This is a genomic window from Exiguobacterium sp. s166, from assembly GCF_018618855.1.
GTDB lineage: Bacteria > Bacillota > Bacilli > Exiguobacteriales > Exiguobacteriaceae > Exiguobacterium_A.
Genome location: NZ_JACSMU010000002.1, coordinates 504,356 through 517,132, shown reverse-complemented (window position 1 = coordinate 517,132; position 12,777 = coordinate 504,356). Strand labels below are relative to the sequence as shown.

The following is a 12,777-nucleotide window of genomic DNA, read 5'->3' as shown; positions in this document are numbered from 1 at the left end:
GTTCATATGTCAGTGATTTTATTTGATATCGACGGAACATTGATTGATTCAACCAATCAAATGACGGAGGCAATTCATCTGGCGATGGAAGATATGCCGCATCTTGTCAAACCATCAAAAGAGAGTGTGCAGTCCAGTTATGGTTTGGCAGGGAATGCTTTTTGGAGAAAAGCGATTCCGGATGCTTCAGAAGAAGATATTCGCGCGATTCGAAAAAAACGTCACCATCATCTAGAACAGACGATGGCGGGACAGGATGTTTTGTTTGACGGGATTCGTGAGACGTTAGAAACGTTAACCAAACATGGACACATCGTTTCGACAGCAAGCAATTGTGGCGTTCACTATTTGAATCTAGTGCTCGACAGTCAAAACATTCGCTCGTATTTCACAAGTCCGAAATGTCTGGAGTCGGTTCAAGGGAAACAAAAAGCCGATATTCTAGCAGCCCATCGAGATGAATTCGGAGCGGTCGAATATTTGATGGTGGGAGACCGTTCATCGGATGTCGAAGCAGCACGGATCCAACAGATGCCCGTTGCGATTTGCCGGTTCGGTTTCGGAACGGAACAGGAGTGGAATTCGGCTGATTATCAGTTAGAGACACCGATGGACGTATTGAAATACGTGTAATAAAGATACAAAAAAGAAGCGATGCTGACAGCGTCGCTTCTTTTTTGTATCAATCAAAATCGAGCCGGTATTGTTCATGATTTGTCCATGGACGGAAACGACGGAATAAGTGGTGGAATAAGAGACAAAGAAGAATCGGTAAAATGATGAAGAGTCCGAAGACAACCGAGATATTGCCCCATGTCCAACCGCCGGTCATTAAATGTAACGCATTGATCGGTCCGATCAGGCCTGACATGCCGAAACCGGCACTGAACGGGGTTCCTTGAATCCCAAGAACACCAGCCAGTCCGCCGAGAACTGCTGCACTGCACATGACAGGTAAAATCATGATAGGGTTTCGGATGAAATTTGCCATCTGGATTTTAGGAGATCCTAAAAAATGAGCAATAGAAGTACCCCGTGAATTGGCTTGCCAACCGGCAATCGCAAGTCCGAAACCGGCGGCACAGACACCTAAGTTGGCAGCACCGGCGGCAACACCGGATAAGCTGATTGCAGTTGCGATTCCGACGGTCGACAACGGAGAGACAATCAGGACAGAGAAGATGACGGCTAACGTGATGCCCATCAACACAGGTTGAAGGACCGTAAAATGAGTAATCAACTGACCGATACTGGCAGTGATTTTTGTGACATAAGGATAGGTCAGGACACCGATTCCGCCTGCTCCGACAATAATTAAAGTCGGAATGACGAGGACAGTATACGTTTTAAACCGATTGCCGATCCACATAACGAGAGCCGTTGCAATGGCAGCCGTTAGTCCGGCATTGATGACATCCCCCGTGCCGACGAATAAGTAACCTGCTGTATCGGTCCGGCTGGCGACACCTGATCCAACGACAGTCGCGAGACCAATCGATGTAGTCTCGATGGGCGACGTCTTAAACTGCATCGCTACGGCGACACCAATCACCATCGGTAACAAACGCATCGCAAGCGCGGTAGAGTCGATGATATGTTGGGCGGGAGAAAAGTACGGAAGCAAGGCTTTGGCGAGTTCGCCAAGTAAGGCTCCGGGGATAAGTGCAACTAAAATCCCGATACTAAGACCGTTTAACACATGGATTCCGAATTGGCGGTCAAACCGTTTCGAAGTTGTCTTCATAAAAATCACTCCTTATGTATCACTTTTGTGCGTAACAGTATAAAAGCGATGAATTGTGTTTAATCATACGAAAGTCTCTGTAGCACGTCAAGGTAAAAATGGAATTTTCTGAAAAAATAAAGTCAAAGTATTCGCACTCACAGGATAGGACTGCTAGAGTGAAAGAGTAAAAATCGGGGAGGGAACAGTTATGTCAGAACAACAAATCGTATTAGCCAACAGACCGGACGGACGTCCGACACGGGAGACGTTCCGGTACGAAAAGATTGAACTGAATGAGTTGCAAACGGATCAAGTCCTGTTAGAGACGCTTTATATCTCAGTTGATCCATACATGCGGGGACGAATGAACGATTCCCGCTCTTACTCTCAGCCATTTGAACTGGATGCACCGATTCAAGGAGGCGTAGTCGCACGTGTCATCGAATCAAAAGCGGATACACTCGAAGTCGGCGACATCGTCGTCGGAATGCTTGATTGGGCAACAAAATTAGTCGTGGATGCCAAACAAGTCCGTAAAATTGATGCATCATTGGCACCTGTCTCAACGGCACTTGGTGTACTTGGGATGACTGGTATGACGGCTTATTTCGGATTACTGGATATCGGGAATCCACAGCCCGGTGAAACGGTTGTCGTCTCGGCAGCAGCCGGAGCAGTCGGCTCGATTGTCGGACAAATTGCTAAAATCAAAGGTGCACGGGTCGTCGGTATTGCGGGAAGTGATGAAAAAATTCAGTATCTCAAAGAAGAACTCGGATTTGATGAAGTCATCAATTACAAAACGGAGCAAATCGGAGAAGCACTCGATCGGACCTGTCCGGACGGCGTCGATGTCTATTTTGAAAATGTCGGCGGGGAAATCGGTGATGCAGTACTCAACCGCTTAAATCCATTTGCCCGTATCCCGGTCTGTGGAGCAATTTCCGGTTACAATGAAAAAGAAGATATTGGGCCACGTGTGCAATCCAAACTGATCATCGCCCGTGCCCGGATGCAAGGTTTCTTAGTCGGAGATTACGGAAAACGTTTTAAAGAGGCAGCGGAACAGCTGGGACAATGGGTCAATAACGGTGAATTAAAGTATGAAGAAACGATTTTTGAAGGGTTTGATCAAGTGCCGGATGCGTTTCTCGGACTGTTTGATGGTTCGAATACAGGAAAATTGTTGGTCAAGTTATAAGAAGACGTCAAAAAAGGTTTTGCTTTCCTTTATGGGAGAGCAAAACCTTTTTTTATGGAAAATCCTATTTATTGATCAGCGGGATCTTTTTTTAATTCTTCCAAGTCTGGATCCGGATGCTGTGTTTCAGCCGGTTTGATACCGGGATCAGATGTTTCCGCGGGTTCCGGATCCGGGTGTAAGCCGACATCTGCTGTTTTGTTTGGCAAGTCTTGTTTTTTATCCGTCATGATTCTGTCATCTCCCTTATCATCAATACTTTTACATTTACCCCAATTGATTGTTCTAAAACGAAAAGCGACAGGTTTGAGTTCATTGTTTTGTGCGAAACACGTTGTGAACCAAATCGACTCCACGCATTTTTGTCCTGATTTCATGACGAATGTCCGGGAAACCGTTAAAGGCTTCACCAAGTCTTTACAAAAACCTTGCAGATCCTTTAAGTCTCCTTTGAACTGGACTCGTAGACTGATAGGGAGATGAAAGAAGGAAGGGTGTATACGCGTGAGTGGACAACAATTTAAAAAAGCAGTCATGAAACAACTTCAATGGGTACGCGAGGAGAAGCAACGGCTTCGATTGGAATCAAAGGCAAGTGTTGCTTCCATTGAACGTTTACAGAAACTCCCGGTACTGACGATGAAGACCGGAATCCGGCCTAATACTTCCGGACGTCCTTCAACAACAACGACTTATCACGAACAAAGTAACAGCGGATTGTTACAGGAGATTGCATATGCAGATATTCCCCTGCACAGCGGAACTCGTTATTTTGAGCAGCGGCCACTGGAAGTCGCCATCGTCTGTTCCGAATTCATGTATGCCTACTATCAAGATGCGCTCCACTTACACTACGTCAATCCGGCAACGTTTGAAGAGGTATTTGAAAAACCGATTGACCTGTTCCTGGTCGTATCCTCATGGAAAGGACTGCAGGGAGATGACTGGAAAGGTGTCGCCACACCGACCTCCAAAAAACGGGCCCGTCTGATGGAAATGATTCGGCAGGTGAAGGGGAAAGAAATACCGGTTGTTTTTCAATCGACAGAGGATCCAAGCAACTTTGACCGTTTTAGTGGTGTGGCAAAGGAAGCGGATTATATTTTGACGTCAGACGAAGCGATGATTCCGGAATATCAGGTGTTATGCGGGCATGACCGGATTGAAGCGACGACGTTCGGGGTGAATCCAATCATCCATAATCCGATTGGTGCGACACGCAGTCGAAACAAACACGTGTTGTTTGCCGGCAGCTGGATGGCAAAGTATCCGGAGCGTGTCAAAGACACCGAGATGTTATTTGATGGTGTCTTACGTTCCGATCATACACTCGATATCGTTGACCGCAACTATCAGTTGAACTTACCGGATTATCATTTTCCGCAACGTTACGTCTCGCGCGTCGCACCATCGATTCCTTATGAGACATTGCAACAAGTCAGTAAGTGTTATGACTGGGTGTTGAATTTAAACAGCATTAAATATAGTAAAACGATGTGTGCACGACGAATCTATGAATCCCAAGCACTCGGAAATCTGATTTTGTCGAATTACAGCATCGCCGTCAACAATGATTTTCCGAACGTGTTTACCGTCCATGATCATCAAGAGGCGCAAGCGATTTTAGAACGTACGACCGGGGATGACGTGAAGCGACTCCGGGCAGAAGGCATTCGTTCCGTCATGTCATCCCATACCGTCTATGACCGGATTGATCAGATGGCTCGTTTGCTGAAATTACCGGTCCAGCCGTTGCGACGAAAACTCCTGGTTGTCTTACGAAAAGTGACACCGGAGCTAAACCGGATGCTAGAACACCAAACTGTAACACCGGATTGGATTTACCGCGAAGAAGACCTGACGAAAGAATTATATGAGCAGACCGATTTAGTCGCTGTACTTGATGGGACGGAGTCATACGGAGAGTACTACCTTGAAGATTTAGTGAACGGATTTAAATACAGTGATGCCAGCATTGTCCGTAAAACAGCTCAAGATGAGATACCATTCGTCATTCAGGACGAGCTGGGCCGGACGGGTGGCAGTATGATTTGGCGTGCTGACTTTTCTTATGAACAGTTCAGTGAAGGGAAGATGGCAGGCAAAACATTGCTTCTTGATCCACTCGAGTGGAACGAACAAGGGAAGTCATCTGCTGTTGAAACACCGATACTGTCCGTCGTCGTGCCGATTTTTAATAATGGATATCATCTCACGTATAAATGCTTTGCCAGTTTAAAACGAATGGATCGATTTGCCGAGACGGAAATTATCTTAGTGGATGATGGATCAACAGACCGGATGACGTTACTAGCGATTAATCGTCTCGCGCGACGACACGGCAACGTCGTAACCTACCTGTTCCCGACAGGCGGAAGCGGCAGTGCGTCACGTCCGCGCAATAAGGGTGTTGAACTGGCGCGTGCCGAACGGATTGCGTTCCTGGATCCTGATAACGAAGTGTTGAGTGACCGGTATGCCGAATTGTTGAAGGAACTCGATCAAGACCCGACACTCGATTTTGCAGTCGGACATATGAAAAAGCTGGCCGAAAAAACAAGTATCATCGCTTTACCGAAAGTTCGGAAAGAAGGACGGATGGTTTGCGATCAACCTAAAACGTATTTGCTAGAGAACCGCTTTTCCGTCCAAAGTATTCAAGCGTTAGTCGTCAAGAAAAGCTTTTTGCAGAATCATCAGCTGGAGCAAGTCGTCGGAGCCGTCGGACAAGACTCCTTGTTTTTCCAAGAAATGATGTTGCATGCGGACCGTGTCTTACTCGTCAACCGTGTCATTCATTATTACTACGCCGCAGTAGCAGGTTCGACTGTCAACTCCCTGACCGTTCGCTTCTTTGAACGCAGCGTCGTCCGGGAAAAGGCCCGGGCTGAAAAGTTTGCACGTTATGGTGTCCTCGATGCCTACAAAGAAACCCGTTTCGAACACTTTTTTGAACATTGGTATTTGGTGAAACTTCGTTACTGCAGTGACAAAGATTTTGGTCCGAGCGTCGCGCTCCTCCGAATGATTGTCGCTTTTTATGAACCGGTGACATTGACGAATCCGTTGATCCGCCGATTCGTTGAACTTGCGGATAAAAAACAGACTGATGCTATTCAAGCATTGTTATTAGAGGAGGTACGGTGATGCCGACAAAACAGATGACACGACCAAAAGATGAAATCCGTGCCGCTTATTATGACCAACTCGGAGTCCAGTTCGGAAAAAAAGTCCGCTCACGGATTCACTGGATTATTCGCGAGACAAAGGGCAGTCAGATTCTCGACATCGGTTGTTCAGGAGGACTCGTCCCGATTTTACTCGGTCGTGAAGGGAAACAGGTTGTGGGAATCGATGTCTCACCGGAAGCCATCACAGAGTCAAGACAAGCATTGGAAAAAGAAGCACGTTCGGTCAAAGAGTTGATTCAGTTTGAAGAAGCCAATCTGATGACGTTTTCAAACAGTCAACGTTTTGATACGGTCTTGATGACGGAAGTTCTCGAGCATATCGGCGAACCTGAACGGTTTGTCCAAAAAGCCTGTTCCTTCCTGAAACCGGGTGGACGGCTTGTCGTAACGGTTCCGTTTGGTGTCAATGACTATGCTGACCATAAGCGGACGTATTATTTACGTCATTTGTTGGAGCAATTGACACCCTATGGAACGATTGATCGATTGGAGCGGATGGACAAGTGGTTAGGCGTGATTGTGACGCTTCATGAGGAAAAACAACCGGTCCGCAGTATGACGAATCAAGAAATCGACTGGTTGGAAACGGCTTTTGAAGCAATCGAGCGGATGCATTTGACTGAAATCGTTCGATTAAAAAACCAGCAAAAGAAATGGGAGCAGAAACAGCTGAAACAGCAGACCAATGAGCAGGAATATGCGGAGTTATCATCAGAACATGAGCGGCTGTTACAACAAGTGACCGAACAAGAAGAAACGATTGCACTGTTGGCACAACAGTATCAGTTGGTCCTCGAACGGTATGAAGGAGCACTTGTATCGAATCTGGATGTCTTGGAGGCGAATACGCAATGGAAATTAAAATACCGATCACTGGCAAATTCAAAACTTGGAAAAATCGCCGTCCGTTACTGGAAGTTCCGACGAAAGCTCAAACAAAGACGGGCCCGGAGACGATGAATGTGTTGATGATCTGTCAAAATTTCTATCCGGAAATCGGCAGTGCTGCCAATCGGATGAAAAATATCTTTAAACGGATGGAACAACAAGGAAGTAACGTCCACGTCCTGACATCAGAACCACTGTACCCGACGGCGGAATTGTATACGGACGCGATGTTTTGGGACGAACCAAGTTTGGATGCAGCTAACATTACCCGGATTCAACCACGTGACCTGCGGGCGACGACAAACTTATGGCGACGGCTCCGGTTGTTTTTAGAACAGTTTGTCCTGGCGGTCCGGGAAGTACGGCAGGATCAAAAACAGTATAGCTACATCTATGCGACGACGCCTTCCATCTTTATGGGACTGGTCGGAGTCGTTGCCAAGTTCATCAAAAAAGCACCACTCGTGTTAGATGTCCGCGATTTGTGGCCGGAATCACTGGTCGGTGTCGGTATCACGAAGTCACGTGTGTTGCTTGCCCCGCTCTACTGGCTTGAGAAATGGATGTATCATCGGGCCGATCAAATTGTCATCAACAGTGAAGGGTTTCGTTCGTATATCGAGAGCAAAGGGATCGCACCAGAGAAAATTCATTACATTCCGAATTCAATCGAAGAAAACGAATGGTTGATTAAACGGAGAAAAGTGTCGGAGCAGGTCCGCGTCGTCTATACGGGCAATATCGGATTGGCACAGGATGTGTTCTTATTGCTTGATGTAGCGGAGCAATTACAAGAGGATGGAAACATTGAATTTCACGTCGTCGGATACGGCTACCATAAAGAAAAGTTTGAAGAACATGTCTTAAAACGCGGACTGACGAATATTCATTTCATGAACGCGATGCCGAGATGGGACGCGCTGAAACAACTTGCGAAAAGTGACATCGCCTTTGCGACGTTAGTCGAAAGTCCGGCATTCGATACGGTAACGCCCGGGAAAATCATCGACTATATGGCAATGGGATGTGCGATTGTCGGAGCCGTTTCAGGACATGCGGCAAAAGTGATTGAAGAGGCCGGTGCAGGATTCGTCTCACGGGAGCGGTGTCGTGAGACAATCGTCGGACAAATCCGGTATCTCGCAGAACATCCGGAAGCGCGTGAAGCAATGGGCCAATCGGGTGTAGCGTATGTTCAGACCCATTTTGACTGGGAACAAAATCAAGAACGATTGTTTGAAGCGATTCGTAAAACTAATTTTCAAGTAGTAGGGGTGAGTGAATGAAACGGGTCGGGATGTTTGTTTGGAATACGTTTACGAATGATGCACGTGTTTTACGGGAGTGTACGGCACTCGCGGAAGCAGGGTATCACGTCGATTTATATTGTCTCAATGATGGCACATTACCAGCGATGGAGTATCACCCGAGCGGCTTTCAAATCATCCGAATTGAACGGACACCTCCTTTTGAAACAATCCTTCGTCGTCTGAAGAAGCGTAACCCGGTTACGCTTCTGGCTGGCGCAGGATTGTTCTTGTTCGTTCCTTGGCTGATTCCGGTTGCCGTCATTCTGTATATGTTGCAGAAAAGCCGGTTTATCCGCTATGCACTGTATAACAGCTTCGGGATTGTCCGGATGACACGGGCAGCACGTAAGCGGAACTACGATATCATGCATGCCAACGATTTAAATACATTACCGCAAGCGATTTCGGCCGCGAGAGGGGCAAAAATCGTCTACGATTCGCATGAAGTCCAGACGGATCGGACGGGCTACGGAAAAGGACAAGGCGGTTTGGAACGTCATTTATTACGATTTGTGGATCAGACGATGGTCGAAAATGAGACACGTGCCGATTACCACTTAGCCCTTTACGGAGAGCGGCCGGCCGTGTTGCACAATTATCCGTTTTATCAAGAAACGGTACCGGAAGCACGCCCGCTCCGTCAAGAACTCGGAATTGACGAAAACGAACCGATTTTATTGTACCAAGGCGGTATTCAGGAAGGACGGGGGCTCGGGCGGTTGATTGAAGCGATGCCGTTGATTCGAAACGGCACACTGTTGTTCATTGGCGACGGAAAAATCAAACCGGAGCTTCAACGGCTGGCGGCTGCGTCCTCAGAACGAGAACGTATTCATTTTATGGATAAGGTACCGCTTGATCAGTTACCGAGTTATACAGCAGCGGCGACGGTTGGGTTTCAAGTGTTACAAAACGTGTGTTTTAACCATTATTCGGCCTCTTCGAATAAGTTATTTGAATACATGTCAGCCCTTGTCCCGGTCGTGGCAGCAGATTTACCGGAAATCCGTCGTGTCGTCGAGACAGAGGCCGTCGGACTGATTGTTGACGTTGAATCACCGCAAGCGATTGCCGCTGCCGTCAATCAAATCGTCGAAGAGGACGGGTTACGTCAGGCGATGAAAGAACGGACAAAGCAGGCACGGCAGAAATACAACTGGGATAAAGAAAAAGACCGATTATTGACTGTCTACCATGAATTAGTGAAGTAAATGAACGAGAACAGAGGCAGGAAACAACAAAGATACAGGTAATTCCACGCTGAAAAACAATGGAACGGACCAGATTGTGTTGTTTCTCTCGCGAATGCAACAAAAGTTCGTTGTTTATTTACAAGCTTTACAAAAAGCATAGGAACAGGGCGGAATGTAAGGTCTGTGAAGAATGGTTTAAGAGATGGTTAGAAGCATTGGAAACACAAGCAATTGTCGTTATGGTCTAGGTACAGCCACGACACAGTCAGTTTTTTCTGACGTGAAGGACTAACTCGTACCTAGATGGAGGAATGACAAAATGAAACTTTGTACAATTGGACTCGGATATATTGGATTACCTTCTTCAGCCATGTTTGCAGATCACGGAGCGGACGTCGTCGGGGTCGACATCGATCCGCGCATCGTCAAGATGTTGAATGCGGGAGATATTCACATCGAGGAACCGGGGCTTGAAGAAGTCATCAAACGTGTCGTCGCAAACGGAAAATTTCGGGCGACCTTGACACCGGAGCCGGCAGATGTCTTTTTGATTGCCGTACCGACACCAAATTTAAATGACACGTATAAATCGTGTGACTTGAAGTATGTCCTGTCAGCCGTTCAGAATATGTTGCCACACGTTCAAAAAGGCAACGTCATCATCGTCGAATCAACGATCGCTCCACGGACGATGGATGATCATGTCCGACCATTAATCGAGGAGGCAGGATTCATCATTGGTCACGACGTATTCGTCGTCCATTGTCCGGAACGTGTCCTTCCGGGACAAATTCTTCATGAACTCATTCATAACAACCGGATCGTCGGCGGCTTGACATCAGCTTGTGCAGATGCCGGAGCAGCGGTCTACGAAACGTTTGTTCAAGGGGAAATCGTTAAGACGGATGCGAAGACGGCAGAAATGTCGAAGCTGATGGAAAATACGTTCCGGGATGTCAACATCGCGTTAGCCAATGAACTGACGCAAGTCTGCCATAAGCTCGAAATCAACGTGCTGGACGTGATTGAGATGGCGAATATGCATCCACGTGTCAACTTGCATCATCCGGGACCAGGTGTCGGGGGACACTGCCTTGCAGTCGATCCTTACTTCATTGTCGCGAAAGCCCCGTCCCTTGCACGAATCATCCATACAGCGCGGGAAACGAATGTCAACATGCCACACTTCGTCGCAGAACAGGCCGAGCGTCTCGTCTCTTCGCGTGTTCGACCGAAAATTGCTGTCTTTGGCGTCACGTATAAAGGAAACGTTGATGATATGCGGGAGAGCCCGGCTGTCGATGTGATTGAACAATTGATTGACCGTGGACTGGATGTCGCAGTTTGCGATCCGCATGTCGAACGTTCGATTTCCTCACGTTTTGAACTAGTAGATGAAATTGAAGCGATTCAAGGAGCGGATCTTGCCCTGGTACTCGTCGATCATGATGAGTTTAAACGTTTTGATTCACGTCGTCTTGCCAACCAGATGCGGACACCACTCTTATTTGATACGAAAGGAATCGTCCAGCCGCTCGAAGACGTTACAGTCTTAAACTTCGGTAACTTGCATACGCATCAAACGACGGAAGTGGACGCAAAAGCGATATGAACGGAATTCATACAATTGGGAAAGAGTTGAAAGATCATTTTTATCTGATCTTTCGTCTTTCACTTTATGAGACAAAAAGTCTATACAGCATGCAATACCTCGGTTGGTTTTGGGAAATCATGACGCCGCTCCTGCAAATTGGTGTCTACTGGGTCGTCTTTGGTTTCGGGATTCGCGGCGGACATCCTGTTGACGGAATTCCATTTGTCTTCTGGTTGGTCAGTGGATTGATTGCCTGGTTTTTCATCGGCAGTACGATTCCGAGCGGTTCACGTTCGATTTACGGTCGGGTCGCTTTAGTCTCGAAAATGCACTTTCCGCTTAGTACAATCCCGGCGTATGTCATCTTGGCGCAGTTCTATCGCCACCTTGCCATGATTGCGTTGACGATTGTTCTGGGGATGGCATTCGGCTATTTCCCGGGCTGGCATACGTTTGAATTGTTGTATATCGTGCCGGCAGGTGTCATTTTCCTGTATGCCGTTTCACTGTTGTTATCGGCCCTTTCGACCATGATCCGTGATGTCCAAAATATGGTGACGTCAGCCATCCGGATGTTGATGTACTTGACCCCAATCATGTGGATCCCGCCGGACCACAGTTTGTTTAAGACGTTGCTGATGATTAATCCTCTCGTCTATTTGATTGAAGGATACCGTTCGGCGTTGATTGGAACCGGTTATTTACTTGATCATGTCTGGTACGGTTTCTACTTCTGGACGGTGACATCCGTGCTGTTGGTAGTCGGAGCAGCGGTCCATTTGAGATTCCGCCGGTACTTCATTGATTACGTCTAGGAGGAGAAAACATGAGTCACGTCGTATTTGAAAATGTTTCAAAACGTTACGTCCTATATTCACGCCCAATCGATAAATTAAAAGAAGTGTTGTTTGGTAAAGTCAGCGGGAAACCCTTTTATGCGTTGAAAAACGTCTCGTTTTCCGTCAAGCAAGGTGAGATTGTTGGAGTGGTCGGAATCAATGGAAGTGGTAAATCGACATTGTCGCACCTGCTTGCGAACGTGACACCGCCGACTTACGGTCGTGTGACGCTCGGTGGTAAATCCGCATTGATTGCGATTTCGAGTGGTCTGAACAACCAATTGACCGGGCGGGACAATATTGAACTGAAAGGCTTGATGATGGGATTGAATAAAAAACAGATTCAAGCCATCACGCCGGAAATTCTCGAGTTCGCAGATATCGGGGATTTCATTGATCAGGCGGTTAAGACATACTCGAGCGGTATGCGGGCAAGGCTTGGTTTTGCAATCTCGATCAACATCAATCCGGACATCTTGATTATCGATGAAGCCTTGTCAGTCGGTGACCAGACGTTTACGGAAAAATGTCTCGATAAGATGCGGGAGTTTCGTGACCAAGGAAAAACAATCTTTTTTGTCAGTCATTCCTTGAATCAAGTCAAAAGTTTTTGTACGAAAGTCCTTTGGCTCGAGTACGGAGAAGTCCGGATGTTTGGTCCGACAACGGAAACGATGGCGGAGTACAATAAGTACCTTTATTGGTACAAACAACTTACAAAAAAACAAGCGGCACATTATGTTACGAAAAAACGAACAGGGCGAAGTGATGAAATCGAGCGTTCAACACGCGGTGAAACGATTGAATTGTCGTCATGAATAACGGATAGGGGATG

The 12,777-nt window shown here is 47.0% G+C and carries 11 protein-coding genes; 9 read left to right on the top strand and 2 right to left on the bottom strand.

Annotated features, from left to right (window positions below; translation table 11 throughout):
• Nucleotides 1–6 precede the first annotated feature (6 nt).
• Entirely contained in the window at nt 7–633 is a 627-nt protein-coding gene (locus KNP93_RS07035) for an HAD family hydrolase (protein WP_131973217.1), read from the top strand.
• A 49-nt stretch (nt 634–682) separates the two neighbouring features.
• On the opposite strand, the gene KNP93_RS07030 is transcribed toward KNP93_RS07035, so the two are convergent.
• On the bottom strand, nt 683–1,744 hold the full coding sequence (locus KNP93_RS07030; RefSeq protein WP_131973216.1) for a PTS sugar transporter subunit IIC: 1,062 nt from the start codon (nt 1,742–1,744) through the stop codon (nt 683–685).
• 190 nt (nt 1,745–1,934) lie between these two features.
• On the opposite strand from KNP93_RS07030, the gene KNP93_RS07025 reads away from it, so the two are divergent.
• Complete coding sequence (locus KNP93_RS07025; RefSeq protein WP_131973215.1) at nt 1,935–2,927, top strand: NADP-dependent oxidoreductase; 993 nt, start codon at nt 1,935–1,937, stop codon at nt 2,925–2,927.
• A gap of 68 nt (nt 2,928–2,995) precedes the next feature.
• Here KNP93_RS07025 and KNP93_RS07020 read toward each other — a convergent pair whose 3' ends face one another.
• Nucleotides 2,996–3,157 carry a hypothetical protein gene (locus tag KNP93_RS07020; RefSeq protein ID WP_165871660.1) on the bottom strand — a complete coding sequence of 54 codons (162 nt, stop codon included), beginning with the start codon at nt 3,155–3,157 and terminating at the stop codon, nt 2,996–2,998.
• Nucleotides 3,158–3,431: 274 nt separating this feature from the next.
• Here KNP93_RS07020 and KNP93_RS07015 point away from each other — a divergent pair, with 274 nt between their 5' ends.
• From KNP93_RS07015 to KNP93_RS06985, 7 genes are all read left to right on the top strand, one after another.
• Nucleotides 3,432–6,074, top strand: a complete 2,643-nt coding sequence (locus KNP93_RS07015; RefSeq protein WP_214854107.1) for a glycosyltransferase — start codon at nt 3,432–3,434, stop codon at nt 6,072–6,074.
• On the top strand, nt 6,074–7,078 hold the full coding sequence (locus KNP93_RS07010) for a methyltransferase domain-containing protein (RefSeq protein WP_131503940.1): 1,005 nt from the start codon (nt 6,074–6,076) through the stop codon (nt 7,076–7,078). Before KNP93_RS07015 ends, KNP93_RS07010 begins: the two co-directional genes overlap by 1 nt.
• Nucleotides 6,970–8,292: a glycosyltransferase family 4 protein gene (locus KNP93_RS07005; RefSeq protein WP_251138684.1), complete on the top strand. Its 1,323-nt coding sequence runs from the start codon at nt 6,970–6,972 to the stop codon at nt 8,290–8,292. Before KNP93_RS07010 ends, KNP93_RS07005 begins: the two co-directional genes overlap by 109 nt.
• Entirely contained in the window at nt 8,289–9,527 is a 1,239-nt protein-coding gene (locus KNP93_RS07000) for a glycosyltransferase (protein WP_214854104.1), read from the top strand. Before KNP93_RS07005 ends, KNP93_RS07000 begins: the two co-directional genes overlap by 4 nt.
• Nucleotides 9,528–9,828: 301 nt before the next feature.
• A complete protein-coding gene (locus tag KNP93_RS06995; protein WP_214854101.1) occupies nt 9,829–11,121 on the top strand; it encodes a nucleotide sugar dehydrogenase in 1,293 nt (430 codons plus the stop codon).
• Entirely contained in the window at nt 11,118–11,918 is an 801-nt protein-coding gene (locus tag KNP93_RS06990; protein ID WP_214854085.1) for an ABC transporter permease, read from the top strand. Before KNP93_RS06995 ends, KNP93_RS06990 begins: the two co-directional genes overlap by 4 nt.
• A gap of 11 nt (nt 11,919–11,929) precedes the next feature.
• Nucleotides 11,930–12,760, top strand: coding sequence for an ABC transporter ATP-binding protein (locus KNP93_RS06985; protein ID WP_214854082.1), 831 nt, complete (start codon nt 11,930–11,932; stop codon nt 12,758–12,760).
• The last annotated feature ends 17 nt before the right edge of the window (nt 12,761–12,777 follow it).